This is a genomic window from Cupriavidus sp. 05L310 (assembly GCF_056398185.1).
Map to the genome: position 1 here is coordinate 1 of NZ_JBFTOX010000075.1, position 26880 is coordinate 26880.

Consider the following 26880-nt stretch of genomic DNA (forward strand, 5'->3'; position numbering starts at 1 on the left):
GCCGGGGGCCAAACTCGCATCGCCTTAAGGCGATACTCAAACATGGCCCCCTCTTTTCCGCTCTTTTTGCCTGACGACGAGGCGCCCCATACGGCCTGGTACACCTTGACGGCTCGCTTCGCATCGCGTGATAGGTGGCCCCTGGGGGCCTTACAGGCGGTGCATTTTTCCGGATTTGATCATGCGTATTCTTGTTGTTAATCCTAATATTTCCGAGAGCGTTACCGAGCTGATTCGCGCGGAAGCTGCGCGTACGGCTTCGCCTGGTACTTCGCTGACGATGGCGACGGCGCAGTTTGGCGTGGCTTATATCGAGACGCGTTTCGAGGCGCTGGTGGGGGGCTACGCTACGGCTTGCGTGGCGGCGGAGCATCAGGGGCAGTTCGATGGCCTGGTGGTGGCTGCGTTTGGCGATCCGGGGCTGGCGGGGCTGAAGGAATTGTTCAATGTGCCGGTGGTGGGCATGACGGAGGCGGCGCTGGCTAGCGCTTGCCTGCTCGGGCGGCGTTTTTCCATTATCGCGATCTCGCATCGGATCGAGGCTTGGTATCGCGAGTGCGTCGCGGCGAATGGGCTGACTTCGCGGCTGGCCAGCGTGCGTTCGTTGCAACAGCCATTGCGCGATATCGGCAGCGTGCAGGAGGATCATGCGGCGCGGCTGGAGGAACTGAGCCTGAAGGCGGTGCGGGAGGATGGCGCTGATGTGATCATCGTGGCAGGGGCGCCGCTGGCCGGACTGGCGCGCACGCTCAAGGACCGGATTCCGGTGCCGGTGGTGGATGGCGTGTCGAGCGCGATCCGCCATTGCGAGAGCCTGATCGCGCTGGCGCCTGTCGGTGCCGCCGAGGGCAGCTTCGCGCGGCCTCCGCGCAAGCCGAATCACGGGTTGCCGCCGACGCTGGCGGCGATGCTGGATTAACTGTGACGCTGGACGGGGCTGTCTCGGTCATCTCTTATAATTCGTCGGCCAAGCATTCCGATGCGACCGCCGGAGAGAGTACCTTGCGACAAGCCCTGTTGATCGTCGATGTCCAGCCCACCTTCTCGCCGCCGCAATGGCTGATCGATGGCCTGCTGCCACTGGTGGGCCGGATGCCCTCGGTGGCGACCGTGGAGCACCATGACGAAGCGCGCACGCCATTCATGCGCCAGCTTGGCTGGGCGCCGGGCACCGGCGATGCGCCCCTGATTCCGGCGGATCGCGTGTTTGTGAAACATGGCTATCTTCCGTCCGGCGATGCGATCGCATATCTGCGTGAGCTGGCGCCCGAGCGGCTGCTTGTCGCCGGCATACAGACGGAGACATGCGTGCTGGCGGCGGGATTCGCGCTGTTCGATGCCGGGCTGCAGCCCACGCTGCTTTCCGATCTCACCGTAGGTTCATCTCTCGATCCTTCCGGCGCGCTGGGCGTAAAGCTGTGGCGGCATCATTTCGGCAGCGTCATTACGCGCGCCGAGGCCATGGCGCAATAACACTTACCGCCCTCAGGCCGCCACCCGCAAACCCAGTTCGCCAAGGCTCTCGCGCAGCGCCTGCCTGAGCGGCGTGCGCGGCAATTCGCCCACCAGCGCTTGCAGCGCGGTGCCGTCGAGCGCGTGCGGCACCTTCCACAAGTAGGCCATCTCGGCGAGTTCGCGCCACATCGGCACTACCGCGCCGCCGGCGCGGATCAGCCACCAGGGCATGCCGCCCACGCGCGGCGCTTGCTGCATGCCGCTGGCTTCCGCCAGCGCGCTCACCAGTTGCTCGCCCGTCAGCGTATGCCCCGCGAAATGCAGTACGGCATGGCCGCGCAGGTCCGCCTGGCGCTGCGCCACGGCAACGAATGCCTGCGCCAGGTCGGGCAGGTAGGCCCAGGCGTGCGCGCGGTCGCGCGGACCTGGGTAGACGACCTTGCCTTGATCGAGCGATTTGGCGATCGCCAGGTCCATCCATGAGCCGCGCCCCGGCCCGCCAAAGAAATCTCCGGCACGGATGACCACGCTGCGCAGCGCCGGGGCGCGCTTGCGCATGGCCGCTTCGATCAGGCAACGGATCTGGCCCTTGCGCGTGCCGGGACGCTCGGCGGTGCCGGGGCGCAGCAGCGGTGGCATGGATTCGCCGTAGTTGTAGACGTTGCCAGGGAAAAGCAGCAGAGCGCCCAGTGCCTGCGCCACATCCATTGCGCTGCGCGCGAGCGCTTCGGCATGGTGCTCCCATTCCGTGTAGACGGGGTTCAGCGCGTTCACCACCACGCTGGCGCCGCGCGCGGCGGCGCTCAACTGCGCGGTGTCGGCCACGTCGATGGCGAGGCTGCGCACGCCTTGCGGCACGGCGCCGGCCAGCGGGCGGCGCGCCTGCGCCAGCACGCTCCAGCCGGCGGCGGCAAAGGCATCCTCCAGGGTGCGGCCGAGCCGGCCGTTGGCACCGAGGATCAATACGGTTTCGCTCACGATGTTCTCCTTGCTCTGCCGCCCGTCCCGCGCAGCCCGCCGGGATGGCGTGGCTGACAGGCAGGCCCGATGAAGACCATTGTGGGCAATTCCCCGCTGCCTCACAATTGCATGATCTGGTAACTCACGAATTCATTTTTGAATACCGAGAGCGGCAGGGAAAGAGAGAGGACATGGCCGAAGAATTCGACTGGGCGCTGATGCGCTCCTTCCTGGCGGTGATGGAAAACGGCAGCCTGCTGGGCGCGGCGCGGCGGCTTTCCAGCAGCCAGCCCACGCTGGGGCGGCATGTGGCGCAACTGGAGGCGCAACTCGGCGTGCCGCTGTTCGAGCGCACCGGGCACGGCCTGCAGCCCACCGACGCCGCGCGCGCCATCGCCGGGCATGCGCGCACCATGCAGCAGGGCGCCGATGCGGTGGCGCGCACGCTGGCGCGCGGCCAGGCGGGCATCGCGGGCAGCGTGCGCGTGTCGGCCAGCCGCGCGGTGGCGAGCTTCCTGCTGCCACCGCTGCTGGCGGACCTGCGCCTGCGCGAGCCGCAGCTCGCCATCGAGGTGGTGTCGTCCAACGAAGTCAGCAACCTGCTGCGGCGCGAGGCGGATATCGCCATCCGCATGGTGCGGCCCAGCCAGGCCTCGCTGATCGCGCGCAAGGTGGCAAGCGTGCCGCTGTGCGCCTGCGCCCACGACGACTACCTGCGCCGCAAGGGCGTGCCGCGCACGCCGCAGGACCTGCTGCGCCACGAACTGGTGGGCTATGACCGCGAGGACACCATCCTGCGCGGCTTCCGCGCCATGGGCGTCGAGGTCTCGCGCGAGGCGTTCGGCGTGCGCAGCGACGACGATATCGTGCTGTGGCAATCGATCCGCGCCGGACTGGGCGTGGGTTTTGCCGCGCGTTATATCGCCGCCGGGGATCCGCGCGTGCGGATCGTGCTGCCGGAGCTGACGATCCCGCCGTTGCCGGTCTGGCTCACCGTGCACCGGGAGATCCGCGGCAGCGCGCGCATCCGCGCGGTCTACGATTTTCTCGCGAGCGCCATTCCCGCCGCGCTGGCATCGGCGTAAGCCGCAGGGAGCGTGGCCCGTCTCAATCGTCGAGCCTGACATGCTCCGCAAGATGGCCGACCACGGTGGCGATGCGTCGCAGATGCCGCGACTCGGGATGCGTCAGCAGCCAAAGGTCCGTCTCGCACTCGTCCAGCGGGCCGCTGAGCGCCACCAATTTGCCGCTGCGCCGGCCCATCATCAGCGAGACGACGCCGGCACCAAGTCCGGCCTCCACCGCTTCCACCACGCCGGCAATGCTGTTGACGCGGTACTGTGGCGTCACCCGCGGCAGGTGCTTGCGCCGCCAGCGCACCGAAGGGTGATCGGGCATGGCCTCATCGGGCGCGATCCAGGGCAGGGCGGATAGCGCGGCCGCGTCGAACGGCGCGCCCGGCTCCGGGACCGGCACGCCAGCCGACTCGGCCAGTTCGCGCGATACGAACACCGCCACGCGCAAGCGGCCGAGGCATTTGCCGATCAGGTGATCGGGCGGCCGCCGCGTGGCGCGCACGGCGATGTCGGCATCGCGCCTGGTCAGGCTGACCAGCTCGTTGGTGGCGATCAGCTCGAAGCTCAGCCCCGGATGGCGGCGGCCGAGCGGCGCCAGCGCCGGCAGCACCATGCCGTGCAGCACGGTATCGGTGGTGGTGATACGCACCAGGCCCGATACCGTGCCCGCCGTTACCGAGGCATGCGCGCGCGCCGCTTCCAGCTCGGCCTCGATGCGCTCGGCATGCTGGGCGAACTGCTGCGCCAGTTCCGTTGCCAGGTAGCCCGAGCGGCTGCGCTCGAACAGGCGCCGGCCCAGGCCTTTCTCGATGCGCTGCAGCGCGCGGAACACCGTGGAGGCATCAAGCCCGAGCCGGCGCCCGGCTTCGGCCAGCGTGGCGCCGCGTACCAGCGCAAGCACGATGTCCAGGTCGGGAGAGGAGAGTTGATATGGCATGTTCATTGCAAATTTGCAGTCATGACTTGCGCTCATACGCATTGTGATTGCATCACTGCAATCCTAGACTGCCTGCACAGCCACCACAAGCCGTGGCGGCGAAACCCGAAACGCCGAACCATTCCACCTCCAAGGACAACCCGATGAAGCTCTACTACACCCCTGGCGCCTGCTCGCTGGCCGTCCATATCGCGCTGCGCGAAGCCGGCCTGCCGTTCACCCTCGCCAAGGTCGACCTGGCCACGCACAAGCTGGCCGAGCCGGAGCACGGCAGCGATGATTTCTACGCGGTCAGCCCGCGCGGTTATGTGCCGCTGCTGCAGCTGGACGACGGCTCGCGCCATACCGAGGCGGCATCGCTGCTGCAATACGTGGCGGACCTCGCTCCGGCCAGGGCGCTGCTGCCGGCCGCCGGCACCAGGGAGCGCCTGGAAGCGGTGGGCTGGCTGACGCTGGTCTCCACCGAGCTGCACAAGGTCTTCAGCCCGTGGCTGTGGCACAAGGAAACCGCCGAGAGCACGCGCGAGGCATGCATGGCCAAGGTGGCCACGCGCTTCGCCGAACTCGACAAGCACCTGGCCACCCGCGATTTCCTGGCCGGCAGGCAGTTCACCGTGGCCGACGCCTACTGCTTCGCCATCGTCAACTGGGCCAATATCCTCCACATGCCGCTCAACCCCTATCCCGCGCTGCAGTCCTACCTGTCGCGCGTGGCGGCGCGCCCCAAGGTGCATGAGGCGCTGGTGGCCGAAGGGCTGGCGCGCGACTGATGGCGCGGATCAGGCTGCCGCGGCGGCGAAGGGCGGCAGCCTGTAATTGTCCTGGCTCAGCAGGTCCAGCCCGCACTCGAGCGTCGACACCCAGTCGATGAACTGCGCCACCATGGCCTTGCCGCGAAATGACGGACCGTGCTGCGGCACGATCCACTCGATATCCAGTTCGCGCGCCATATTGGCCCACAGCCGGCAGGCGCGGTTGCCGCTCATATAGCGCTGGTGGAACGGCAGCATGGCGTGCGTGTGGGCGGCAAAATCCTCCACCACCGTGCCCGCCTCCCGCGCGCTGGTCATGGCCGCGCCAAGGTCGCCGGAGAACAGGATCTTGCTGACCGGATCGTAGAACTGGAAGTTGCCTTCCGAGTGCAGGAAATGCGCCGGCACCGCCAGCAGCGTGCAGTTGCCCAGCGGCACCGGCATGCCGGCGTCGGGGATGGTGACGATGCGCCCTTCCGTCTTGCCGGCCTGGCAGAAATGCGGCAGGAAGCGCGCCCACACGCGCGAGATCAGGATGCGGCTGCCGGAGGCGGTAAGCCAGCGCCCGAGCGAGGCGACGATATCCGGATCGGCATGCGAGGCCAGCACGTAGTCGAGCTGCTTGGGCGGAAAGTAGCGGCTGATGGCAAGGTACAACTCGCCGTAGGTCATGTGCCCGCCGGGATCGATCAGCGCGCCGTGGCCGTGATCGACGATCAGGAACTGGTTGGTCTGCACCACCTCGCCGTGCTCTTCCTCGACCAGGTCGGAAAACAGCAGGCACGTATGCCCGCCGGCGTCGTATAGCGTGATGGCCATCGTCTGTCTCTCCCCAAAGCGGCGAAAGTAGCGATGGCGGCGCTTGCGCGGCTTGACGCCGGTCAATTAGTGGTCGAATCGGTCCCCGATGCAGCGGGTCCGGTCACGCCGGAGGGCGGAGAGGCGCGCCGTTCCCGTACCCGCGCCTGCGGGCACCGCTCTGGAACGGCGCCGATTGCCTAGCGCGCGCCGTCCAGCAGTTGCTCGATCTTGCCGACGAACTGCCGGTCGTCCGGCTTGGTCATGCTGTTATAGCTGCCCACCACCTGGCCATTGCGGTCGATCACATACTTGTAGAAATTCCACTTCGGCGTGGTGCCTGACTGCCTGGCCAGCAGCGCGTACATGGGGTTGGCATCGCTGCCGCGCACATGCGACTTGCCGAGCATCGGGAATTTCACGCCGTAGGTGTTGTAGCAAAAGTCCGCGATCTCTTTGGAAGACCCGGGCTCCTGCGAGAAATCGTTCGAGGGGAAACCCAGCACCACCAGCCCGCGTTCGCGGTACTTGGCGTACAGCGCCTCCAGCCCTTCGTACTGCGGGGTGAAGCCGCAGTAGCTGGCGGTGTTGACCACCACCACGACCTTGCCGGCGTACTGGCAGAGGTCCTGCGGTGCCTCGTCCTGCAAGCGGGGGAACTTGAAGTTCAGCGATGCCGGGCAGGCGCCGGCCGGTTTCGCCGCGCCGGCGGCCGGGGCATCCGCGGCCCGCGCGAGACGCGGCGTGGCGACGACAGCTGCGGCGCCGGCCAGGATCAACGCGCCAGTCAAGGCGGTACGTTGCAAGGCGCGTGAGCGTTGAACGGGAAGACGGCGCATGAACGGGACTCCAGAAGTGGTCTGTCCGTAGTCTACGCCGTTGGCCGCCGGTTGGATGCGGGCGTTGTGCCGGACGCGGCCCGTGCCGCCTCCCGCCCGCTTACTCCATCGCCAGCGTGGCCGCGTGCTCGGTCACGCTGCTGCGCAGTTCCACGTCCGGCATGCGGCGCACGATCGCCAGCGCCAGCAGGGCGGCGACGGCGCCCACGGCGAAGATCAGCTGGAAGCCCGACTCCACGCCGCCCGTCAGCACGTCCCGCACCGCGGGCGAAAGATGGGCCAGCGCCTCGCTGCCGTGGCGCAGCGCGCCCAGGTCCAGGACCTGGCTCACGCCGGAAGCCTGCAGCGCATTGCGGAACTCCAGCGTCAGCAAGGTGCCGGCCAGCGCACCGCCAAAGGCGCTGCCGAGCGAACGCAGCACCAGCAGCGCGCCGGTGCCGGCGCCGGTATCGCGGCGCTCCAGCACGTTCTGCACCGTCATCAGGGTGCCCACCATCGCCATGCCCAGCCCCACGCCGGCCACCGTCATCGCCAGCAGCACCAGCACCAGCGGCGTGCCGGGCGATACCGCCACCAGCGCCAGCAGGCCAAGCGCCGCCGCGATGAAACCGCCGGTGAGGATGCCGCGCATCCGCCCCAGGCGCGGCGCCAGCCCGGCCACGATAAAGTTGCCCGCCACCGTGGACAGCAGGAACGGCACCACCAGCAGGCCGGATTCCGAAGCATCGGCGCCGCGCACCAGCTGGAAATGCAGCGGCAAGGCGAAGATGCACAGGAAGATATTCAGCGCCGCCATCGCGGACGCCGCCACGCCCAGCACATAGGCGCGGTTGCGGAACAGCCGCGGCGGCAACATCGGATCCGCCGCGCGGCGCTCCTGCCAGACCAGCGCGGCCGTTGCCGCCACTGCCAGCAGGGCCAGGCCGGCGATCTCCGGCGACAGCCAGGCATAGACATCGCCGCCCCAGCTCATCGCCAGCAGGAAGGCCACGATGGAAACGGTCAGCAGCAACGCGCCGCCCCAGTCCACCCGCGCGGCGCCGCCGCGCGCCTGCAACTGGCTCAGGCCGCGATGGCACATGAACATCGCCAGCAGTCCCAGCGGCACATTGATCCAGAACAGCCAGCGCCACGAGAGATGATCCGAAGTCCAGCCGCCGACCAGCGGACCGGCGATGGAAGCCACCGCCCACACCGTAGCCAGGTAGCCCTGGTAACGCCCGCGCTGGCGCGGCGCCACCACATCGGCAATGGCCGCCTGCGCCAGCGACATCAGGCCCCCGCCGCCAATGCCCTGCAGCGCGCGGAACAGGATCAACTGCTCCAGCGAGGCCGCCATCGCGCACGCCACCGAAGCCAGGATGAACAGCGCGATCGCCAGCATCAGCAGCCGCCGCCGGCCGTACGTGTCGGACAACTTGCCGTACAGCGGCGTGGAAACCGTGGAAGTGATCAGGTAGGCCGTCACGATCCACGACAGGTGGCCAAAGCCGTTCAGGTCGTTGGCAATCGCCGGCACGGCCGGGATCACCACGGTCTGGTCCAGTGCCGCCAGCAGGATGCACAGGACGATCCCGCCGATCACGCGCATGATGGCCTGGTGGCTCAGGGTAGGGGTAGGGACAGGAGTGGCAACGGAGGAAGAAGGCGAAGCGGAAACAGACATCGAAAGGCAGCCGGCACGTAAGCATGAGTAGCCAGCGTTGCGCCCAACGGCAAACAAGTCACACTCTTTGTCCGCTTACAGCGTGGAACATGGCCACAAGATTGAATTCAGCTGATTGAACGCGTACCCAGTGCTGCGCGACGGAGGTGCTGCCGGTAGCAGCAGAGGCCACATGGGCGGCTCGGGAAGGGCCAATTCAGTGAACGCATAATTATATGCGGAGACTGAATATCGAGTGCGGGGCTAAGTTGGTTTGTGATGCGGCGTGGCGTGAGCGTCTTGCCGGATCATGGGTGCTTTTTTCCCGTTCTCCCCGCTATCGGACAGGAAATTGGCGAGAAGCCGCATGCGGAAAGGCGCTGGCATTTTTTTGCCGTACCCGTTCCAGCATAAGCGGCGCCTGCGGTGGTCACGCCCCGGCAGCCACCCGCTTGCGCCAGTCCGAGACGCTGCAGCCAAAGGCGGCGTGGAACCAGTGACTGAAACTGCTCTGCGCGGAAAAGCCCAGCAGCCCGGCGACCTCGCCGATCGGCAGGTCGCTCTCTTGCAGGTGGCGCATCACCAGTTCCGAGCGCACCTGCTTGAGCAGGACTGAGAATGTCAGCCCTTCCGCGCTGAGGTAGCGGTGCAGCGTGCGGCGATCGACGCGCAGAAGATGCGCCACCTGCTGGGTAGTGCAGCGTCCTCCCGGGAGCAAGGCCAGGATCAGCTCCCGGCACGATTCGCGGACGCCTTCATCGCGGTGCCGCAGCGCCGCCTCCAGGTAGTCCCGCGCGAAGCGCGCGGCGCCCGGATTGTCGGGCGTGCGCGGCATCTGCAGATCGGCCGCCGCGCAGACCAGGCCGTTGAATGGCTGATTGAACATCGGGCTGCGCCCGAAGAAGGCGCGGTGCGCCGACGCATCGACCGGCGGGCGATGCGTGAAGCAAACCTCCAGCGGCCGCCACTTGGGACCGATCAGCTCGCGCAGAATGCGGAATTTCACGCCGACCGCCAGTTCCATCGCCTGCCGCGTGGCCAGTCCGGGGCTGGGCAGAAGCTCTTCACGAATGATGACGGACTGGCCGGCGTCCTCGATACGCGTGATCAGCGTAGCGCTAAGCAGTTTCAGGTAGCGGCACAAGGTGTCGAGCGCCTGCCGCGGGGTCGGCTCTTCCTTCAGCACCAGGCTGATGGGCCCCAGGTTGGAGAAGGTGCGCCGCGCCGCCAGGCGCAGGGCAAGGTCTTCCACGCCGGTGGCGCGCGCGGTGACTTCGAGCAATTCGCGCACGGCGTGGCTGGGGATTGGCGTCTCGGGATTTTCGAGCAGCCGCGCCGACAGCCCCACCCCTCGCAGGAAGGCGTGGGGATCGCGCCCGAGCGACTCCACCAGCTCGATGTAGCCGTTCAGGCTGGCACTGCGAATCAGTTTACCGACGTGTTGCATAGGTTCCGCCAATGCCTCGGCGCACCCCGACGATGCGCCGCACCTGCTGCACTTGCTGCGCATTGCTCGTTGCGTTATGACTTTCCACTGGCCGCGCTACGGCTTTTTTCCAGCTCCTGCAGCTGTCGCCACATCACTTTGCCCGTGCTGGACCTGGGCAGCGCATCGACGAATTCCACCACGCGTGGATACTTGTAGGCTGCCATGTTTTTCCTGGCCCAATCGATGATCTCTTCCGGCGTCGTGTCCTTCGCGGTGGATTTGAGCACCACCAGGGCTTTTACTGTCTCCCCGCGATAGGCGTCATGGGTGCCGATGATGCAGGCATCCTGTACAGCGGGGTGCTTGTATAACAGGTTCTCGACTTCCGAGGGCCATACCTTGAAGCCGGACACGTTGATCATCCGCTTGAGGCGATCCGTGATGAAGTAGTACCCATCCCCATCCACGGTGCCCAGATCGCCGGTCCGGAAGTAGGTTCGTCCTTCCAGTTCGATGAAGGCATCCCGTGTAGCGTCGGGCTTTCCCCAATAGCCCTTGAACACCTGCGGTCCGCTGACGATGATCTCGCCGACTTCGCCGACCGGCAATACCTTGAGCGTCGTCGGGTCGATTACGCGGGCTTCCGTATTGAAGGTCGGCAAACCGAGACATTGCTGTTTGGGCCGATGGCTCGGATTGTTGTGTGTTGCGGCCATTGTTTCCGACAGCCCGTATCCTTCCAGGTAACTGAGCCCGAACTGTTGTTTCAGACGTTCTGCGACCGCTTGCGGCATGGCCGCGCCTCCGCCCCCAACGTGGCGCAGGGTTGTGAGATTGAATTGCTCGAGATTCGCGCTTGCAAGGAGATCGATCACCATGGTTGGATTGCCCATCCAGTGGGTAACGCCATGCTGCGAGATAAGCCGGCCCGCGGCCTCGCGATCCCAGCGTGGCAGCATCACGATAGTAGCCCCGCAATAGATCGGTGCGTTCATGCCATGCTGCATGCCGCTCACGTGAAACAATGGCAATACCGAAAGGACGACCGATCCGGCCTCGCATGCCGACCAGATGCCATTGCCGATCGCGTTATGCATGACGGATCGATGCGTATGGATGCACCCTTTGGGCGCGCCCGTGGTGCCAGAGGTATAGGGCATGACAGCCATGTCGCCGGCTTCGGCGTCATCTCGTGCGGGGACGCAGCCCGCTGCGAGCGCGTCAGACCAAAGCGACACCTTGCCGGCAGCCCACGCAGGCTGTTCGTACTGCGCCGTCATCCACGCCGGCAGCGAAGGCTCGGGGGCTGCATCGGCAGCAAGCAGGTCCGCCGCATAGCGGGTCATCAGCACGCATTGAATTTGGCCAGCCGACAGCAGGTCCGCGCTAATCCCTGTATCGAAGGCGTCCGCGGCGCACACGACCACCCGGGCCGCGCTATCCGTAGCGTAATGACGGAATTCGTCGGCCTTGTTCATTGGGTTGACCGGCACGACAACCGCTCCGGCACGCAGGATGGCGTAGTAGGCGACGATGAACTGCGGGCAGTTCTGCATATACAGCAACACCCGGTCGCCTTTCCTGACGCCGGCTTCGTGCTGAAGCCATCCCGCAATGGCCATCGCTTGCGCATGCAGATCGCGAAAGCTCACCGCATGGCCATGGCAATGGATTGCGGTCTTGCCGGGAAAACGCCGCGTGGTGACTTCCAGGTTGTACCAGATGGACGTTTCCGGCGACACAATCCCGTCCGACCCCTTACCGGAATTTACGTGCGCCGGTGGAAAATCCGGCCTTGCGTGCAACATCGCTTACTCCCCCTCTTTCTTGACACTCTGCTTGAGCCCCCGCCAGCGCTGCCGCGTCTGGATCTTCATTCGGGCTTGAAGTTGATCGAGCGCAATAGCTTGCCCTGCCGTTCGTAGGATTCGCGCACGTCTACGGAAAGCTCTTCGCTGGTAGCCGGTGAACCGACTTCCATGCCAAGGTCTTCGATCTTCTGCCGGATCTCGCGCGATTGCATCGCCTTGAGCGTGGCGTCGCGCATCTTGGCCACCGCGGCTGGCGGTACGCCCGGCGCCGACCAGAGCGCCATCCAGCTGACCTCCTTGAGGTCGGGAAATCCCAGTTCGGCGAAGGTCGGAAGATCAGGCAGCGCGGGGATCCGCTTGGGGTAGGCAATGGCAAATGCCCTGAGCTTTCCTGACTTGATGAACGGAAGCGAAGTTGCCGGACCGTCGAACATGAGCGGAACGTGCCCCCCCATCACGTCTTGCAGCGCAGGCGGCGACCCCTTGTAGCTCACGGTGCCCGTCGTCAGTCCGGCAAGGCGATTGAATTGCACGCCGATGGTCTGGCCACGCAGGCCGACACCGAAATTCGCATAGTCGACCCTACCCGGATTCGCTTTGACATACGTGATCAGTTCCCCGAGGTTTTTCGCGGGCAGGCCGGGATGGCCGATGAGCACGAGACCCTGCCGGGTAAGCTGCGCAATCGGAACAATGTCCTTGAACGGATCGTAAGACACATGCATGGCGTGGGGCACTTCCGAGGCAATGCCCTTTTGAATCAGCAGGAATGTGTATCCGTCCCGTGGCGCCGACAGCAGGCCGTGGACGCCGATGGTTCCCGCCGCGCCGGCTTTGTTGTCGACGATCACGGTCTGTCCAAGCGGGCTTTGCAGCGCATTCGCGAAGAGGCGCGCCACGATATCGGCCGTGCCGCCCGGCGGTGCGGCAACGATGATCCGCACAGGCTTGGCCGGCCACTCGGCGGCATTCGCCGCTGGCGCGGTCGACAGCAGTGGGACGACTGCAATCGCGAGCGCCAGCGTCTGGCGTGCAATCAGGGGGATGCGCATGTCTCGCTCCAGTTGTGTTGGTAGAGTCTCTTGGCTCCTGGGCCAACCGGCATGCTTCGATGCTGCGGCCCGGCTCTGATATGGCCTTCGGGCAAATTCTAGTGGGCTCGCTCATCCGGGCGCTTTGCATCGCACGACAGAATCTTGCGGATCGCGACAACCGGTGTGCCGGCTGGCCCTTGTCCCAAGTAAGCAATTGAATGTCCCGGATTAGCAAGCGGGAATGGCTTGTGCCCAAGATACTCAGGGGACCAAACCGATAGCAGCCCTTCCCCCTGGAGAACCACCATGAATTTCCTCGACGGCCACTTCTTCCCCGAAAACCAGCAGCCCCTGATCATCACGGCCGCGCCCTATGCACCCGGCTGGTTGCCTGACGACTTTCCCGAGGACATCCCGGTCACGATGGAAGACCAGATCCAGAAGGCGGTGGACTGCTACAACGCCGGTGCCACGGTGCTGCACCTGCACGTGCGTGAACTCGATGGCCGGGGCAGCAAGCGCTTGTCCAAGTTCAACGAACTGATCGCCGGCGTGCGCAAGGCGGTGCCCGAGATGATCATCCAGGTCGGCGGTTCCATCTCCTTCGCCCCCGAGAACGATGGCCAGGCCGCCAAGTGGCTGTCTGACGATACCCGCCACATGCTGGCCGACCTGGAGCCCACGCCGGACCAGGTCACGGTGACCGTCAACACCTCGCAAATGAACGTCACCGATCAGGCCGAGGATGCGGATTTCGCGGGCACCTCGCGCGCGAACCCTGCCATCTTCGGCGCCTACAAGGAAATGACAGTGCCTGCGCAGCCAGGATGGGTGGAGGAGCACGTCCGCCGCCTGACGGCCAAGGGCATCCAGAGTGCATTCCAGTGCTACAACCTCAACAGCTTCGAGTCGGTGGAGCGATTGATGCGCCGCGGCTTCTACAAGGGCCCGCTGGTCATGAACTGGGTGGCCATCGCCGGCGGCATGGATACGCCCAATGTCTACAGCCTCGGCAACTTCATGCGCGCGGTGCCCGATGGCGCGGTCGTCACGGTGGAAAGCAACGTGCGCAACGTGCTGCCGGTCAACATGATGGGAATTGCCATGGGCTTGCACGTGCGCTGCGGCACCGAGGACTGCCTGTGGAACCAGTCGCGCACGGAGAAAATCAGCACCGTGAAGCAGATCGAGCAACTGGTGCGCATCTCGCGCGAGTTCGGCCGCGAGATCGCCACCGCGAAGCAGGCGCGCGAGATCTCCAGGATCGGTGTTTTCTACGACACGGTGGAGGAATCCCTGCAGGAGAACGGTTTCGCGCCAAATCGCAACGGCGGCAACCAGGGCTTCCTGCGCAAGACGTTCTGAGCGCGGGTCCGGGCGACGGGCCAACTACTAAGATATAGCAGGCTTGACACGGCCCGTACGCTTGGATACCGTCAGCGGCAACAACGCGGCTGCAACGCCGCGCCGCCGGCCAGTGATGAATTGTATGCGCAGTAGCTCCTCGCCTGGGCGGCCAAGGATTCAGCCGCCAAAGGATTCGCCCGAGTGATCACATGAGTACTCTGATTCGCAGCGCCCTCCTGGTCAAGTACTCCGAGATTGCCCGGACCTTGGGTGTCGACCCGGAGCGCATGATCCACCACGTCGGGGCCGACCGGTCTTGTATCCTTTCGCCGGACCTGCATGTTCCGGAGTCATGGCTGGCAAAGGTGCTCGAATCCACCGAGCAGGCGTCCAGTTGCACTTCCGTCGGCCTGCTGATGGCCGAAGCCTGGCGGCTGTCCGATTTCGGTCCCGTCAGCCTGCTGCTCCAGCACCAGCCGACGCTGCGTCATGCACTGGGGCAGTTGGAGACGTATCGTCACCTGCTGAGCGAATCCGTTACCGTCCACGTTGAGGAAATCGATGATATCGCCATCGTCCATCAGCAGCTGATTACGGAAAGGCCGAATCCTGGCAGGCAGCCTGTGGAGCTTTCGGTCGGCGCGCTGCTGTGCCTGATGAAATCGATGCTTGGGGGAAGGTGGAAGCCGCGCAGCGTACACTTCTCGCATCTCGCGCCCGCAAGTCTTCATATCCACCATCGGCTGTTCGACACGAGAGTCGAATTTGGCTGCGACTTTGACGGCATCATCCTGGACCGTCAGGACCTTGACCGGCGCAATCCGCTGGGCGACGTGAACCTATCCCGCTACGCCAAGGAGTTGCTCGACCAGAATTTGCTCGGCAGACAGGTTTCCATGGCGTCCAATGTGCGCCGCGCGGTCCACCTGCTCTTGCCGCAGGGGCGAAGCGGCATTGACAAGGTCGGCGAGAAGCTCGGGTTGAGCGCCCGCACGCTGCAACGCCGGCTCGAACAGGAAGGCGAAGAGTTCTCCTCCCTGGTGAACGAGGTCCGGCGCAGCCTGGCCATCCGCTACCTTGGGGACCAGCGATATCCCGTGTCCCAGGTCGCGCTCCTGGTTGGATTCTCCGAGGTAAGTACCTTCTCTCGCTGGTTCAGCGCGCAATTTGGCAAGTCGCCGACTCGCTGGCGAGGCGACTTGCTCGTGTGACCGGGCGGGCCTTGTCACTACTGTGGCCCTCCCCCTGAGCGGCTGATCCGCATCGATACCCCGGGCCAGCCACCACCCATCGATACTCACCATCAAGACTCGCCATCCATGCCCGCCATCTGACTGACGGCTGCTCGGGTCCCACCCGTGCATGGCTGTCACGATTGGCCAAGTTGTGGCGCGTCCCGTCAAGCGGCCGAGGGTGGAACTGCCGAGAATCCCTGAGCGTCAGGGCTCAGGAGCGATGGCCGTGCATTTGTCTGGTCTCCTGGGCCATTAAACAGGAGACAGGATGAAAGCAGTACGCGTAATACCAGGCGCCGACGGTGGCCGGCTCGAGGTGCAGGATATTCCCGTTCCGAATCCGGGTCCCAATGAAGTGCTGGTCCGGGTCTTTGCGTCGGGCATCAACTTTGGCGAGATCAAGTACATGCGGGAGCATCGGGCTGGCAACCCGATGACCCCTGGCGTCGAGTTTGCGGGCGAGGTCGTCCGCGTCGGCGAGCAGGTCGGCGGCTGGCGTGAAGGCGACCGGGTGATGGGCCATGGCCGCGGCTGCCACGCACAATATGTTGTCGCCGCCCCGCTGGCGCTGATGCCGGTCCCGGAGGATGTCTCGTGGATCGATGCGGCCGCCTTTCCCAATGTGTTCATCACCGCCCATGACGCGCTGATCACCAACGGCGAACTGAAAGCAGGCCAATCGGTGTTTATCAATGGCGCCTCCGGCGGTGTGGGCATGGCCGCCATCATGATTGCGGCCGCACTGGGTGCCAGCCCTGTGATCGCCTCGTCGCGGTCGGCGGCAAAGCTGGACCGCCTGGCGGGCTTCGGGGTGGACGCTGGCATCAATGCATCCCGTGATTCGCAAGTGGAAACCATCATGGCGGCCACCGGCAAGCGTGGCGTGGACGTCATCATCGATACCATCGGCGGCACGGTATTCGAGGACCACATCAAGAGCCTCGCGGTAAAGGGGCGCCTGGTCAATCTCGCGAGACTGGGTGGGGCTAGCACTGCACAGGTCGATATCAACCTGCTGTGGCTGAATCGCCTGAAGCTGATCGGTGCGACGTTCCGCACGCGCACCGAGCAGGAACGTCTCGATTGCATCCAGGCATGCGCACGCGACCTGTTGCCGTTTTTCCGCAAAGGCAAGCTCCGCCTCCCGATCGACCGAACCTTCCCGATGGATTCGATCGCCGACGCCTACGCGTACATCGCGAGCGGCCAGCACATGGGCAAGATCGTGCTCATTGCCGATTAACTGGTGAAACTGGCCAGTTGCCACTGATCGCCAGGCCACGAATCCCCACCCGCGCGAATTGGCTCGAATTGGCCCCTGAAAGGGCATTGGCGCGACTCGCCAAATTGTGGCGCGATGGGTCAAGCGCGTGAGGCGGCTAGTGCCGACAATCAAATCCAAGCTATCCGCTGCCCGCTGGCGGGCCTGTCAAACTCATACGCCAAAGGAAAATTCGCCATGCATATCAATCCGCTCACCTGCTCGATTGGTGCCGAACTGTCGGGTGTGAGTCTCGCCGATGTGGCGCGGGACGATTCGCTGTTCGCCGAGATCAAGGCACTACTGTTGAAGCACCGGGTGCTGTTCTTCCGGGACCAGGACATTACACGCGCCGACCATGTTGCGTTCGCCAGGCGCTTCGGTGACCTGGAAGACCACCCTGTCAACAATACGGTGCCGGGATACCCTGGCCTGATCGAGATCTACAAGAGTGACAAGCGGGACCACTTCGAGAACACCTACCACACCGATGCGTCGTGGCGGGCGAGCCCGCCCAAGGGCGCGGTGCTGCGCTGCATTTCGTGTCCGGAGGTGGGTGGCGACACCATTTGGGTGAACATGGTGGACGCGTACAAGAACTTGCCGGAAGAGATCAAGCAGAAGATTGCGGGCCTGCGTGCCAAGCACGGGATCGAGCATTCGTTTGGCGCGATCATGACGACGGAGGAGCGGGAGGAACTGGTGCGGAAGAACCCGCTGGTGGACCACCCGGTGGTCAGGACGCACCCTGAGACGGGAGAAAAGATCCTGTACGTGGGGCCGTTCGCGACACACTTCATCAACTACCATACACCGGAGAATGTGCGCGTCGGGCAGGACAAGACCCCGGGCGCGAGCCTGCTGCTGAACTACCTGCTCAGCCAGGCGGCGATTCCGGAGTACCAGGTGCGCTTTCGCTGGAAGCCGAACAGTGTCGCTATCTGGGACAACGTGGCGACACAGCACTACGCGGTCAGCGACTACTGGCCGGCGCCGCGCAGGATGGAGCGCGCCACCATCAAGGGCGATCGTCCGTTCTGAAGATGTCGCGCGCGCCGTCCGGCGCGTCCCCACGCTCGACGGCTCGCCACTGCTTGATTCTGGATGGCGGCTTCGGCAAGACATCCAAACTTAACGAGGAACCCGGATCCATGACCTCCAGAAAGCTGCCCACGGTTGTGATTGTCCCTGGCCTTCGCGATCACATGCCGGATCACTGGCAAACGCTGCTGGCTGAGCGTATTCAGGAAATTGGAGGCGCGGCGCACATCGTGCCCCAGATCGACCAGGACAAGAGGCTGTGCAGCGCGCGAGTAGCCAACCTCGATCGCGTCGTGAGCGGCATCGATGGCCCGATCATCCTGGTTGCCCATAGCGTCGGGGTTCTGATCACTGTTCACTGGGCACAGCAAACGAAGCGCGAAATCAAGGGGGCGCTGCTGGCCGCGCCCCCCGATTACGACACGCCGCTGCCGGCCGGTTACTCCGATCCGCAGACGCTGGCAACGAATGGCTGGACACCGGTGCCGCGCGAGCGCCTGCCGTTTCCAAGCATCGTAGTCGGCAGCCGCAACGACCCTATCGGTGAGTTCGAGCGAATCCGCGAGCTCGCGCAGGCCTGGGGCAGCCGCTTCGTCGACGCCGGCGAAGTTGGCCATCTCTCGCCGGCCGATGGATATGGCGCGTGGCCGATGGCAGAGGCATTGATTCGGGAGTTTTAAGCAGCTGGATGGGCTTCAGCTGTCAGATGCAGTGAAGCCTGCGCGGACCATTCCATGACGGCAAGCGCCTATTGCAGCATGCCGGGAGGCAATACGCTCAACCCTGAAACACCACTCGACGTTGCCCTGCGTTGACTCCTGAGGACACCGTTCTCGTCGAACTCGAAAAGGACCGTGGACGATCTGATCTCCCCTCCGGCAAAGAGCGGACCAATGAACGGAATAAAGCTCTCAGGGTGGGTGTGGGAGGTCGCAAATGAATAGATCAGTATCGTTGATCCGTTATTCAGTGCCGCCTGGGATGTAGGCGCCCCAAGCTGCGCCGTCACGTCGTCAAGGGTGGAGAAACCGAGCATGAAGTCCGACAATTGCTCCTGCTTCACGTCGATGCCCGTCGATACACAGGCGACCAACATGGCGCAAGTCACAATCAGTGCGTGAACACGCTTCATGTCGCCACCGCGGTACATTTTGTGCCGTGACTGAAAACGTCCTGAAGGCCATCTTGCCAGCCTGGCCGCGCGTTGCATCCGGCACCGTATTCAAAGAATACGCCTTTGTTGAACGCTTCGCTGACGCTCCCGGTTGGCCACGCCTGGACAGCAGATCCAGGCTGCCAAGGGGAACGCCCGCGCCGAGGGATTTCCCTCACTGTCCTGGCAAGACGAGAAGTAAGCCGCCCCCCACAGGGGGCGTGAAACTGTCGTTTACGTCAAGCCTTTGACATTGCCCTCGGCCAGCCTCCAATTAAACCTGCGGATGCGCGGTCCCCGTAATGTAATGCTCCAGCTGCTCAATAATGAACCTCTGCTCCGAAATAATATCCTTCACCAGATCCCCGATCGACAACATCCCGATCAGCTTGTCCCCATCCATCACCGGCAAGTGCCTCAACCGATGCTGGGTCATCAACGCCATGCACTCATCGGTACTCTGATCCCCCCGCACATAAATCACCGCCGACGTCATGATGTCGCGCACAAACGTCTCCCGCGACGTGCGCTGCATCAGGATCACCTTGCGCGCATAGTCCCGCTCGCTCAGGATGCCGACGATCTGGCTCTCGCCGCGCTCGATCACCAGCAGCGCGCCGATGCCTTTCTCCGCCATCAACTGCAGCGCGGCATAAACCGTGGCGCCGGGAGGAATACTGTAGATAGCCTGGGTTGGTTTGGACTCAAGAACCTGCCTTGCAGTTTTCATACCCACTCCTTGTTCGATCCCAAAGGATTGCAAACCAGACCCGCGCGGAATAGCGGGAGCGCCTGACAGGGCACCTGCGCGTGCGCCGCTGCCTGTAGCTTTCAGATTAGCATCCCCCGCGCGCGCCTTACAGGGTGACGCACACGAATCTTTGTAAAAAGACAAAGCTGCCGAAAAGCGCTGCGCAAACCCGCCGGCAGGCGCTATAAAGGAGAGGGAGCGCGCTATATGGCGCGCGCACTGCGCAGGAGGGCCAGCCATGGCCACCGAGTCCGTTGCCGGAAAGCGCGTCATCGTCCTCTTCGATGACAGCCGTTGCATCCATTCGCGCCACTGTACGCTGGACCGCCCGGACGTCTTCGTACCCGGCGTGGAGGGCCAGTGGATCCATCCGGACAACGCCACCGCCGAGGAAATCGCCGAGATCGCGCACAACTGTCCGTCAGGCGCGATCGGCTACCAGACCCGCGACGACTCCCCGGGCGAGGCCGCGCCCCTGGTCAACGTGGCGCGCGTGCTTGAGAACGGCCCGCTGGCGCTGCGCGCCGCCATCGCCATTGACGGCCAGCCCGCCGGCTTTCGCCTCACGCTGTGCCGCTGCGGCGCGTCGCGCAACAAGCCCTTCTGCGACACCAGCCACGCCGGCGCGGGCTTCACCGCCAGCGGCGAGCCCGCCACCGTGGAATCGGCGCCGCTGGCGCAACGCGACGGGCCGCTCGATATCCACCCGATTCCCAACGGACCGCTGCGCATCAAGGGCAATCTCGAAGTCATCAGCGGCACCGGCAGAACCGTCAACCGCATGACCGAGGCCTGGCTATGCCGCTGCGGCCACTCGGGCAACAAGCCGTTCTGCGACGGCACGCACAAGAAGGTGGGGTTCAGGAGCGATCAGTAACATCGGCGCCAAGCGGCGGCGCATCTCCCAGCGCCAGCAGGCAAAGCCGCTCCATCTGCGTCACCCACGCCGCCCGCGATGACTCGTCGGCCTGCAGCAAGAGCCGATAGCGGCGCGCACCCCAGACCGCTTGCAGCAGGCTCTGCACGGTGGCGGCATCCGGCGCGCGCGGCAGATCCGGGCATGCCGCCAGCGTTTGCTGCCAGGTCGCGCACAACTCGTCGAACACGCGGCGATGATGCTTGGTCTCGGCGATGCGCGCCTCCAGCATCAGCATCTCATGCTCGAAACCCTCCAGCGCGGCATCGTCCGCGCCACAGGTCAGCCGCACCAGGCGCCGGATGCGCGTGGCCCAGTCCAGCCCGGCCGCGTTCACCGCCTCGGCGTCGATGCGCGCCAGCATCGACTCGATGGTGTGCCGCACATAGCCGGAGAGCAGTGCCTCCTTGTTGGGGAAGTACTCGTACAGGGTACCCACGGAGCAACCGGCTTCCAGCGCCACCGCGCGCGTGGTCACGCCGTCCCAGCCGCGCACGCGCCATATCCGAACAAAAGCCTCGTAAATGGCGTTCACGGTAAAGCGTGCGCGTCGCTGCGACGGGCGTTTCAGCGGCCTGGCCGGCGCTGGCGCCGCATCGGACGCGGCACCCGCGTTTCCGAACCCGGCGGCCGGCTTGCGGCGATACATTGGTGGCATCGACCTCGACGGTAATTAAGGAGACAAGATGGAACACACGGGCCAAGGCGACAATGCGGAACAATCGCTCAGGGTAATCCGCCTGCTGACTCGCAAGCATGCCCTAAACGAAAGCCGGCTGGAAGCGCGCCAGGAACGCATCGACGCCGCCCCCGGCGAAGTCCTGCTGAAGATCGACCGCTTCGCGCTCACCACCAACAACATCACCTACGCCGCCTTCGGCGACGCCATGAACTACTGGCAGTTCTTTCCCACCGGGCAAGAGGAATGGGGACACATGCCGGTGTGGGGCTTCGCCGACGTGGTCGCCAGCGGCGTTCCCGGCGTGGAGGCGGGCGAGCGCTTCTATGGCTATTTCCCTATCGCCAGCCATATCCGCATGCAGCCCGAGCGCGTCACCGTGCGCGGCTTCTACGATGGCAGCGAGCATCGCAGGCCGCTGACCTCCGCCTACAACCAGTACACCCGCGTGGTCAACGACGCCGCCTACGCGCCGGAGCTGGAAAACTACCAGATGCTGTACCGGCCTCTGTTCATCACGTCGTTCATGCTGGCCGACTTCCTTGAGGACAACCGCTTCTTCGGCGCGACCCGGCTGGTGGTATCCAGTGCCTCCAGCAAGACGGCCTACGGCACCGCCTTCTGCCTGCGCGACCTCCCCGGCATCTCGCTGGCGGCCATCACCTCCGGGCGCAACCGCCCCTTCGTCGAGGGCCTGGGCTGCTACGCGGAAGTGGTCAGCTACGACACGCTGGAAACGCTTGCCAACGACGAGCCCACGCTCTATGTGGACTTCTCGGGCGACGAAGCGCTGCGCGCGCGCGTGCATCACCACTTCGGCAGCGCGCTGGTGTACGACTGCTTCGCCGGCTCGGCGCAGAACACGGACTTCCTGCGCGACACCGGCCTGCCCGGACCCAAGCCCGAGTTCTATTTCGCGCCGGTGCAAATCCGCAAGCGCAATGCCGACTGGGGGCCCGAAGGCGTGAACCAGCGCTTCAATGCGGCGCAACGCGCATTTATCGATCACGTGAAGGCGCCGGGCAACGGCTGGTTGTCGCTGATCGAAGAGCAGGGCTTCGGCGCGGCGCAGGAGAGGATCGCCAGCCTGGTGGCAAGTGGGAGCGAGCCCAAAGAGGGGTATGTAGTGCGGATCGGATGATGCCGGTGCACTGATATGCGATGGGCCGGGGAGGCGCGGCGGACGAACATCGGGCTCGCCGCGCCACGATCACCCCCCCGTCACTCCGCGCTCTGCAGGTACCGCTGGCGCGCCTCTTCTTCCAGGCGCACGTCTTCCACTTCCTGCAGCACGGCTTCCACATCCACCGGCCGGTCATCCACCTCGACCCGCCCCGTCAGCTTCACGCCCGGATGCAGCAGGCCGGCCTGGTAAAGCGCCCAGATCTCCTTGCCGTACTGCGTATCGTTGAGTTCCGGCGCGAACTGGCCGAAGTAGAACGCGAGGTTGTCCACATCGCGTTCCAGCATCACGCTGGCATCGTTGTTGCCGGCGGCGTCCACCGCTTGCGGCAAGTCGATGATGACCGGCCCCTCGGCATCCACCAGGATATTGAATTCGGAGAGGTCGCCGTGCACCACGCCGGCGCACAGCATCAGGATCACCTGCCCGATCAGCGCCGCGTGGAACTCCAGCGCCAGCTCCGGGCTCAGCGCCACATCGTTCAGGCGCGGCGCGGCATTGCCATCGGCATCCACCACCAGTTCCATCAGCAGCACGCCCTCGAAGCACAGATGCGGCCTGGGCACCCGCACGCCCGCGGCGGCGAGGCGGTACAAGGCATCCACCTCGGCGTTGTGCCAGGCTTCCTCGGCCACCTTGCGCCCGTAGCGCGTGCCCTTTTCCATGGCGCGCGCCTGCCGGCTGCCCTTGACCTTGCGCCCTTCCTGGTAAGTCGCGGCCTGCCGGAAACTGCGCTGCGCGGCATCCTTGTAGACCTTGGCGCAACGGATCTCGCCGCCGCAGCGCACGACGTAGACCGTGGCTTCCTTGCCGCTCATCAGCTGGCGCACCACTTCGTCGACCAGGCCGTCCTCGACCAGCGGCTGCAGCCGCTTAGGCGTTTTCATCGGGATGCGCGGCAATGGCCATGCGCCATGCCTGTACGCACCCCACATCCGCGCATCGGGTACCGCAGCGTCGCCGCCACCGTTATTCCGTCAGCATGCGCACTTTCACGCGCTTGCCCTTTACCGTCCCGTCATTGAGCTTGCGCATCGCCTCGCGGCCGATCGAACGCTCGACCGCCACGTAGGTGGACATGTCCATCACGTTGATCTTGCCGATCTGGTGCTTGGCGTAGCCCGCGTCGCCGGTGAGCGCGCCGAGGATATCGCCGGGGCGCATCTTCTCCTTGCGCCCGCCGAGGATCTGCAGCGTGACCATGGGCGGCAGCAGGCGCTCGTTGCTGGCCGGGGCCAGTTCGGACAGCGGCTGCCATTCCATCTCGGTGCCCATGGCCTGTTCGATATTGCCCACGCGGCCCATCTCGTTCATGCTGGCCAGCGAGAGCGCCCAGCCGTCCTCGTCCGCGCGGCCGGTGCGGCCGATGCGGTGGACGTAGACCTCGGGGTCCGGCGTGACGTCGACGTTGATCACCGCTTCGAGCTGGGCGATGTCGAGGCCGCGCGCGGCCACGTCGGTGGCAACCAGCACGGAGCAGCTGCGGTTGGCAAACTGCACCAGCACCTGGTCGCGCTCGCGCTGTTCCAGCTCACCGTGCAGGGCCAGGGCTTCGAAGCCTTGCGCGCGCAGCAGGTCGACCAGGTCGCGGCAACGCGCCTTGGTGTTGCAGAAGGCCAGCGTGCTGACCGGGCGGTAATGGTTGAGCAACAGGCTTACGGCGTTGAGGCGGTCGCTGTCTTCCACCTCATAGAAGCGCTGGCGGATCTTGCTGTCGTCGTGCTGCTCCTCCAGCTTGATCTCGCGCGGCTTGCGCAGGAACTGCTGGCTGAGCCGGGCGATGCCTTCGGGATAGGTTGCCGAGAACAGCAGGGTCTGGCGCTCCTTGGGGCAGTGGCTCGCCACATAGGCGATGTCGTCGAAGAAGCCCATGTCGAGCATGCGGTCGGCTTCGTCCAGCACCAGGGTGTTGAGCGCATCCAGGTGCAGCGTACCGCGCTCCAGGTGATCCATGATGCGTCCGGGCGTGCCCACGGCAATATGTGCGCCATGCGCCAGGCTGTCGGCCTGGGGGCGCATCGGCGAGCCGCCGCACAGCGTCAGGATCTTGACGTTCTCTTCCGCGCGCGCCAGGCGGCGGATTTCCTGCGTGACCTGCTCGGCCAGCTCCCGCGTGGGGCACAGCACCAGCGCCTGCACGTCGAAACGGCGCGTATCCAGCCGGTTCAGCAGCGCCAGCGCGAAGGCGGCGGTCTTGCCGCTGCCGGTCTTGGCCTGCGCGATCAGGTCCTGGCCGGCCAGCGCGACCGGCAGGCTGGCGGCCTGGATCGGGGTCATGGTCTGGTAGCCGAGCTGCTCCAGCGTCGCCAGCGTGGCGGGCGAGAGGGGCAGTTTGGAGAAAGAGGCGCCGGCAGCGGCGGACGCTGCGGATTGGGTAGGGCTTGAGTTCATGCCGGATTATAACGGGCTTGCGCCCCTCCATCGTCTATCCACCCCTGGCATCGGCCTGCCATGGCGGCGCCTGCCACCCCAGCCGCGCCAGCAGCGCCTGCGCCGCCGCCGGCGCGCGCTCCTTGGCGCCGTTGATAAAGAAAACGAACACCTCACGCTTGCGCTTCGCCGCCGCCTTGCCGTCCACCCGCGGCAGGTCTTCCGGGATGCCGCCAGAGGCCCAGGCCCGCACCCGCTCGCCCCACGCATCGAGCGCCTTGGGCGCATAGCCGGTCTTCAGCTTCTCGCTGCTGCGCATCAGCCGCGCATAGACAAAATCCGCGGTGAGATCGGCGAAGGACGGAAACTTGTCCGAATCGGTGAAGACGGTGGCGGCCTTGTACTTGCGCGCAAGCTGGAGATAGTCCGGCGTCATGAAGCTCTCGTGCCGCACATCGAGCACATGGCGCAGTTCGCGGCCCTCGACCGAGGCAGGCAGCAGCGCAAGGAAGGCTTCGAAGTCTTCGGGGTCGAACTGTTTGGTGGGTGCGAATTGCCAGACGACAGGGCCGAGCTTGCCGCCCAGCTCGGCAATGCCGCTATCGATAAAACGCGCGATGGACTCGGCGGATTCCGCCAGCACCCGGCGGTTGGTGGCGAAGCGCGATGCCTTGAGCGCGAACACGAAGCCATCGGGCGTCTCGTCGCGCCATTTGGCGAAGGAGCTGCGCTTCTGGGTGCCGTGGTAGGTGCTGTTGATTTCGATGGCGGTGAGCTGGCGGCTGGCGTATTCGAGTTCCCGGCTTTGCGCCAGCCTGGCGGGATAGAAGTTGTCGCGCCATGGGGCGAAGTTCCAGCCGCCGATGCCGATGCGGGCGATGGCGCCGCCGGCGGCTTCGGGCGTCCTGGCGGCCTTTCCGGTTGTCTTCGCGCTTGCTTCAGCCATGCGTTCGCATCCTTTGTCTGGCGGTCGGTCCAGCAGTCGAAAGCGTCGGCGCGCGCTGGAAAGACTCAGGAGAAGCGCACGCAGTAAATCGGCGGCAGATGCGCCGAGAACAGCTTCCAGCGTTCCCCGCCGCTCTCCGAGATCCACAAGCCGCCGGTGGTGGAGCCCATGGCGAGGCGGTCGCCGCTATGGTCCACCGCCAGGCCGTGCCGGTAGACCAGGTCGTAGGCCGGCGCGTCGGGCAGTCCGTCGGAGAATACCTCGAAGCTGACCCCGCCGTCGCGCGTGCGCGTGACAGCCAGCCTGCCGTCTACCGGCACGCGGCATTCGTCCTTCACCGCCGGCACGAACCACGCGGTATTGGGCCGGCGCGGATGCGCCGCCACGGCAAAACCGAAGCTCGACGGCTGGGCATGCAAGCGTTGCCAGTGCACGCCGCCATCGCCGGAGCGGAAGATGCCGCCATGATGCTGCACCCACATGGCGTTCGGATGGCCGGCGCACTGCACCAGGCGGTGCGGGTCCTGGATATTGCCGTCCTCGCGCCGCTCCGGCGGCATGTAGTCGGCCACCATGCCGCTGGCGGTGCAGGTCCAGTTCTTGCCGCCGTCCCGGGTCTGCCAGACACCGCCGCACGATACGGCAACCGTGACGTGGCGGCTGTCGCGCGGATCCACGCAGATGGAATGGATCCCCGGCACATCGTAGCCACCGCCGAACCACTCGCTGCGTTCGGGGCGGTCCCAGAGCGGACGGTTCAGCGCCCAGGTCGCGCCGCCGTCGCCGGAGCGGAACAGCCCGCCCGGCAGGGTGCCGACCCAGAGCGCGCCGGGTTCATCGGTGCCGCCCGCTTCCATCGACCAGATCTGCTGCAAGGACCACGGCACCGGGGCCGGCGGGCCGGCCTGCGCCGTATCTCCGGTTTGCGCAGCGGCGGGTACGCCGTCCGGGGCGGATTCGTGGCGACGATCCGGCTCCGGCTGAGGCGGATAAACCGGCACCGAGCACACGCCCCACTCCGTGCCGCGCGCCCTGCGCCGCCACAGCTTGACGCCAAAGTGCCCAAGGTTGAGTGCCGCGTACAAGGTGCCGTCGCGCGGATCGGCCAGTACCATGCTGACCGGCTCGCCCAGGAAATGCACCGAGTCCTGCCGCCATGCGCCGGCGCTGTCGCGCCGCAATATGAACAAGCCCTTGCGCGTGCCAACGAAAAGCTGATCGCTCATGCTGGACTCCTGTCTACAGCGGCATGCCTTCGGCGC

26 protein-coding genes are annotated in these 26880 nt (G+C 65.4%); 11 read left to right on the forward strand and 15 right to left on the reverse strand.

Annotation, left to right across the window (positions count from 1 at the left end; all coding sequences use genetic code 11):
- Positions 1–181: 181 nt before the first annotated feature.
- Together AC1DS6_RS37115 and AC1DS6_RS37120 are read left to right on the forward strand one after the other, a co-directional pair.
- Entirely contained in the window at positions 182–919 is a 738-nt protein-coding gene (locus AC1DS6_RS37115) for an aspartate/glutamate racemase family protein (RefSeq protein WP_441637652.1), read from the forward strand.
- Positions 920–1002: 83 nt separating this feature from the next.
- Positions 1003–1473 (forward strand): isochorismatase family protein, encoded by a 471-nt coding sequence (locus tag AC1DS6_RS37120; protein ID WP_477104392.1) that lies wholly within the window; start codon positions 1003–1005, stop codon positions 1471–1473.
- A 12-nt stretch (positions 1474–1485) separates the two neighbouring features.
- On the opposite strand, the gene AC1DS6_RS37125 is transcribed toward AC1DS6_RS37120, so the two are convergent.
- Positions 1486–2433 carry an NmrA family NAD(P)-binding protein gene (locus AC1DS6_RS37125; protein ID WP_441637656.1) on the reverse strand — a complete coding sequence of 316 codons (948 nt, stop codon included), beginning with the start codon at positions 2431–2433 and terminating at the stop codon, positions 1486–1488.
- 173 nt (positions 2434–2606) lie between these two features.
- Here AC1DS6_RS37125 and AC1DS6_RS37130 point away from each other — a divergent pair, with 173 nt between their 5' ends.
- Positions 2607–3500, forward strand: coding sequence for a LysR family transcriptional regulator (locus AC1DS6_RS37130; protein ID WP_477104393.1), 894 nt, complete (start codon positions 2607–2609; stop codon positions 3498–3500).
- A 22-nt stretch (positions 3501–3522) separates the two neighbouring features.
- Here the strand turns inward: AC1DS6_RS37130 and AC1DS6_RS37135 are convergent, their stop codons facing one another.
- The gene (locus AC1DS6_RS37135) at positions 3523–4434 is read right to left on the reverse strand and encodes a LysR family transcriptional regulator (RefSeq protein ID WP_441633944.1); all 912 of its coding nucleotides are present in this window, start codon (positions 4432–4434) and stop codon (positions 3523–3525) included.
- Positions 4435–4571: 137 nt separating this feature from the next.
- Between AC1DS6_RS37135 and gstA the strand changes: the two genes are divergently transcribed.
- On the forward strand, positions 4572–5198 hold the full coding sequence (gstA, locus tag AC1DS6_RS37140; RefSeq protein WP_477104394.1) for a glutathione transferase GstA: 627 nt from the start codon (positions 4572–4574) through the stop codon (positions 5196–5198).
- Positions 5199–5207: 9 nt separating this feature from the next.
- Here gstA and AC1DS6_RS37145 read toward each other — a convergent pair whose 3' ends face one another.
- From AC1DS6_RS37145 to AC1DS6_RS37170, 6 genes are all read right to left on the reverse strand, one after another.
- Entirely contained in the window at positions 5208–5999 is a 792-nt protein-coding gene (locus tag AC1DS6_RS37145; RefSeq protein ID WP_441633948.1) for an oxygen-binding di-iron domain-containing protein, read from the reverse strand.
- Positions 6000–6178: 179 nt separating this feature from the next.
- Complete coding sequence (locus AC1DS6_RS37150; protein ID WP_441633950.1) at positions 6179–6817, reverse strand: glutathione peroxidase; 639 nt, start codon at positions 6815–6817, stop codon at positions 6179–6181.
- A 100-nt stretch (positions 6818–6917) separates the two neighbouring features.
- Complete coding sequence (locus AC1DS6_RS37155; RefSeq protein WP_477104395.1) at positions 6918–8408, reverse strand: MDR family MFS transporter; 1491 nt, start codon at positions 8406–8408, stop codon at positions 6918–6920.
- A 484-nt stretch (positions 8409–8892) separates the two neighbouring features.
- Positions 8893–9909 carry an AraC family transcriptional regulator gene (locus tag AC1DS6_RS37160; RefSeq protein ID WP_441633954.1) on the reverse strand — a complete coding sequence of 339 codons (1017 nt, stop codon included), beginning with the start codon at positions 9907–9909 and terminating at the stop codon, positions 8893–8895.
- 74 nt (positions 9910–9983) lie between these two features.
- Positions 9984–11699 (reverse strand): long-chain fatty acid--CoA ligase, encoded by a 1716-nt coding sequence (locus tag AC1DS6_RS37165; protein WP_441633956.1) that lies wholly within the window; start codon positions 11697–11699, stop codon positions 9984–9986.
- Positions 11700–11764: 65 nt separating this feature from the next.
- Positions 11765–12754 carry a Bug family tripartite tricarboxylate transporter substrate binding protein gene (locus AC1DS6_RS37170; protein WP_441633958.1) on the reverse strand — a complete coding sequence of 330 codons (990 nt, stop codon included), beginning with the start codon at positions 12752–12754 and terminating at the stop codon, positions 11765–11767.
- 288 nt (positions 12755–13042) lie between these two features.
- Between AC1DS6_RS37170 and AC1DS6_RS37175 the strand changes: the two genes are divergently transcribed.
- The 5 genes from AC1DS6_RS37175 (at position 13043) to AC1DS6_RS37195 (ending at position 18300) form a co-directional block, all read left to right on the forward strand.
- Positions 13043–14101: a beta-keto acid cleavage family enzyme gene (locus AC1DS6_RS37175; protein ID WP_441633960.1), complete on the forward strand. Its 1059-nt coding sequence runs from the start codon at positions 13043–13045 to the stop codon at positions 14099–14101.
- A 191-nt stretch (positions 14102–14292) separates the two neighbouring features.
- A complete protein-coding gene (locus AC1DS6_RS37180) occupies positions 14293–15294 on the forward strand; it encodes an AraC family transcriptional regulator (RefSeq protein WP_441633962.1) in 1002 nt (333 codons plus the stop codon).
- Positions 15295–15586: 292 nt separating this feature from the next.
- Positions 15587–16561, forward strand: coding sequence for a quinone oxidoreductase family protein (locus AC1DS6_RS37185; RefSeq protein WP_441633964.1), 975 nt, complete (start codon positions 15587–15589; stop codon positions 16559–16561).
- Positions 16562–16777: 216 nt separating this feature from the next.
- A complete protein-coding gene (locus AC1DS6_RS37190; protein WP_441633966.1) occupies positions 16778–17620 on the forward strand; it encodes a TauD/TfdA dioxygenase family protein in 843 nt (280 codons plus the stop codon).
- Between the two features lie 110 nt (positions 17621–17730).
- The gene (locus AC1DS6_RS37195; RefSeq protein ID WP_441633968.1) at positions 17731–18300 is read left to right on the forward strand and encodes an RBBP9/YdeN family alpha/beta hydrolase; all 570 of its coding nucleotides are present in this window, start codon (positions 17731–17733) and stop codon (positions 18298–18300) included.
- Positions 18301–18368: 68 nt separating this feature from the next.
- Here AC1DS6_RS37195 and AC1DS6_RS37200 read toward each other — a convergent pair whose 3' ends face one another.
- Positions 18369–18752, reverse strand: a complete 384-nt coding sequence (locus AC1DS6_RS37200; RefSeq protein WP_441633970.1) for a hypothetical protein — start codon at positions 18750–18752, stop codon at positions 18369–18371.
- 295 nt (positions 18753–19047) lie between these two features.
- Positions 19048–19503, reverse strand: a complete 456-nt coding sequence (locus AC1DS6_RS37205; protein WP_045240429.1) for a CBS domain-containing protein — start codon at positions 19501–19503, stop codon at positions 19048–19050.
- A 259-nt stretch (positions 19504–19762) separates the two neighbouring features.
- Here AC1DS6_RS37205 and AC1DS6_RS37210 point away from each other — a divergent pair, with 259 nt between their 5' ends.
- On the forward strand, positions 19763–20401 hold the full coding sequence (locus AC1DS6_RS37210) for a CDGSH iron-sulfur domain-containing protein (protein WP_441633973.1): 639 nt from the start codon (positions 19763–19765) through the stop codon (positions 20399–20401).
- Here the strand turns inward: AC1DS6_RS37210 and AC1DS6_RS37215 are convergent.
- Complete coding sequence (locus tag AC1DS6_RS37215; RefSeq protein ID WP_441633974.1) at positions 20385–21098, reverse strand: TetR/AcrR family transcriptional regulator; 714 nt, start codon at positions 21096–21098, stop codon at positions 20385–20387. The genes AC1DS6_RS37210 and AC1DS6_RS37215 overlap by 17 nt on opposite strands.
- A 28-nt stretch (positions 21099–21126) precedes the next feature.
- Here AC1DS6_RS37215 and AC1DS6_RS37220 point away from each other — a divergent pair, with 28 nt between their 5' ends.
- A complete protein-coding gene (locus AC1DS6_RS37220) occupies positions 21127–22260 on the forward strand; it encodes a DUF2855 family protein (RefSeq protein ID WP_441633976.1) in 1134 nt (377 codons plus the stop codon).
- An 80-nt stretch (positions 22261–22340) separates the two neighbouring features.
- Here AC1DS6_RS37220 and AC1DS6_RS37225 read toward each other — a convergent pair whose 3' ends face one another.
- The 4 genes from AC1DS6_RS37225 to AC1DS6_RS37240 all read right to left on the reverse strand — a co-directional run bounded on the left by AC1DS6_RS37225 (position 22341) and on the right by AC1DS6_RS37240 (position 26844).
- Positions 22341–23189: a PA4780 family RIO1-like protein kinase gene (locus AC1DS6_RS37225; RefSeq protein ID WP_035872477.1), complete on the reverse strand. Its 849-nt coding sequence runs from the start codon at positions 23187–23189 to the stop codon at positions 22341–22343.
- 82 nt (positions 23190–23271) lie between these two features.
- Positions 23272–24693: an ATP-dependent RNA helicase DbpA gene (dbpA, locus tag AC1DS6_RS37230; protein WP_441633978.1), complete on the reverse strand. Its 1422-nt coding sequence runs from the start codon at positions 24691–24693 to the stop codon at positions 23272–23274.
- A gap of 34 nt (positions 24694–24727) precedes the next feature.
- On the reverse strand, positions 24728–25618 hold the full coding sequence (locus AC1DS6_RS37235) for a DUF72 domain-containing protein (RefSeq protein ID WP_441633980.1): 891 nt from the start codon (positions 25616–25618) through the stop codon (positions 24728–24730).
- Positions 25619–25683: 65 nt separating this feature from the next.
- Positions 25684–26844 carry a beta propeller repeat protein gene (locus AC1DS6_RS37240; protein WP_441633982.1) on the reverse strand — a complete coding sequence of 387 codons (1161 nt, stop codon included), beginning with the start codon at positions 26842–26844 and terminating at the stop codon, positions 25684–25686.
- Positions 26845–26880 lie beyond the last annotated feature (36 nt).

Excerpts from the sequence above, each read along its gene's own strand:
- AC1DS6_RS37135 (WP_441633944.1), bottom strand. The coding sequence starts at position 4,434 with ATGAACATGCCATATCAACTCTCCTCTCCCGACCTGGACATCGTGCTT.
- AC1DS6_RS37185 (WP_441633964.1), top strand. The coding sequence starts at position 15,587 with ATGAAAGCAGTACGCGTAATACCAGGCGCCGACGGTGGCCGGCTCGAG.
- AC1DS6_RS37220 (WP_441633976.1), top strand. The coding sequence starts at position 21,127 with ATGGAACACACGGGCCAAGGCGACAATGCGGAACAATCGCTCAGGGTA.
- AC1DS6_RS37130 (WP_477104393.1), top strand. The coding sequence starts at position 2,607 with ATGGCCGAAGAATTCGACTGGGCGCTGATGCGCTCCTTCCTGGCGGTG.
- AC1DS6_RS37170 (WP_441633958.1), bottom strand. The coding sequence starts at position 12,754 with ATGCGCATCCCCCTGATTGCACGCCAGACGCTGGCGCTCGCGATTGCA.
- AC1DS6_RS37235 (WP_441633980.1), bottom strand. The coding sequence starts at position 25,618 with ATGGCTGAAGCAAGCGCGAAGACAACCGGAAAGGCCGCCAGGACGCCC.
- AC1DS6_RS37180 (WP_441633962.1), top strand. The coding sequence starts at position 14,293 with ATGAGTACTCTGATTCGCAGCGCCCTCCTGGTCAAGTACTCCGAGATT.
- AC1DS6_RS37145 (WP_441633948.1), bottom strand. The coding sequence starts at position 5,999 with ATGGCCATCACGCTATACGACGCCGGCGGGCATACGTGCCTGCTGTTT.
- dbpA (WP_441633978.1), bottom strand. The coding sequence starts at position 24,693 with ATGAACTCAAGCCCTACCCAATCCGCAGCGTCCGCCGCTGCCGGCGCC.
- AC1DS6_RS37205 (WP_045240429.1), bottom strand. The coding sequence starts at position 19,503 with ATGAAAACTGCAAGGCAGGTTCTTGAGTCCAAACCAACCCAGGCTATC.
- AC1DS6_RS37175 (WP_441633960.1), top strand. The coding sequence starts at position 13,043 with ATGAATTTCCTCGACGGCCACTTCTTCCCCGAAAACCAGCAGCCCCTG.
- AC1DS6_RS37150 (WP_441633950.1), bottom strand. The coding sequence starts at position 6,817 with ATGCGCCGTCTTCCCGTTCAACGCTCACGCGCCTTGCAACGTACCGCC.
- AC1DS6_RS37115 (WP_441637652.1), top strand. The coding sequence starts at position 182 with ATGCGTATTCTTGTTGTTAATCCTAATATTTCCGAGAGCGTTACCGAG.
- AC1DS6_RS37210 (WP_441633973.1), top strand. The coding sequence starts at position 19,763 with ATGGCCACCGAGTCCGTTGCCGGAAAGCGCGTCATCGTCCTCTTCGAT.
- AC1DS6_RS37165 (WP_441633956.1), bottom strand. The coding sequence starts at position 11,699 with ATGTTGCACGCAAGGCCGGATTTTCCACCGGCGCACGTAAATTCCGGT.
- AC1DS6_RS37160 (WP_441633954.1), bottom strand. The coding sequence starts at position 9,909 with ATGCAACACGTCGGTAAACTGATTCGCAGTGCCAGCCTGAACGGCTAC.
- AC1DS6_RS37155 (WP_477104395.1), bottom strand. The coding sequence starts at position 8,408 with ATGCGCGTGATCGGCGGGATCGTCCTGTGCATCCTGCTGGCGGCACTG.
- AC1DS6_RS37225 (WP_035872477.1), bottom strand. The coding sequence starts at position 23,189 with ATGAAAACGCCTAAGCGGCTGCAGCCGCTGGTCGAGGACGGCCTGGTC.
- AC1DS6_RS37190 (WP_441633966.1), top strand. The coding sequence starts at position 16,778 with ATGCATATCAATCCGCTCACCTGCTCGATTGGTGCCGAACTGTCGGGT.
- AC1DS6_RS37240 (WP_441633982.1), bottom strand. The coding sequence starts at position 26,844 with ATGAGCGATCAGCTTTTCGTTGGCACGCGCAAGGGCTTGTTCATATTG.
- AC1DS6_RS37215 (WP_441633974.1), bottom strand. The coding sequence starts at position 21,098 with ATGCCACCAATGTATCGCCGCAAGCCGGCCGCCGGGTTCGGAAACGCG.
- gstA (WP_477104394.1), top strand. The coding sequence starts at position 4,572 with ATGAAGCTCTACTACACCCCTGGCGCCTGCTCGCTGGCCGTCCATATC.
- AC1DS6_RS37195 (WP_441633968.1), top strand. The coding sequence starts at position 17,731 with ATGACCTCCAGAAAGCTGCCCACGGTTGTGATTGTCCCTGGCCTTCGC.
- AC1DS6_RS37200 (WP_441633970.1), bottom strand. The coding sequence starts at position 18,752 with ATGAAGCGTGTTCACGCACTGATTGTGACTTGCGCCATGTTGGTCGCC.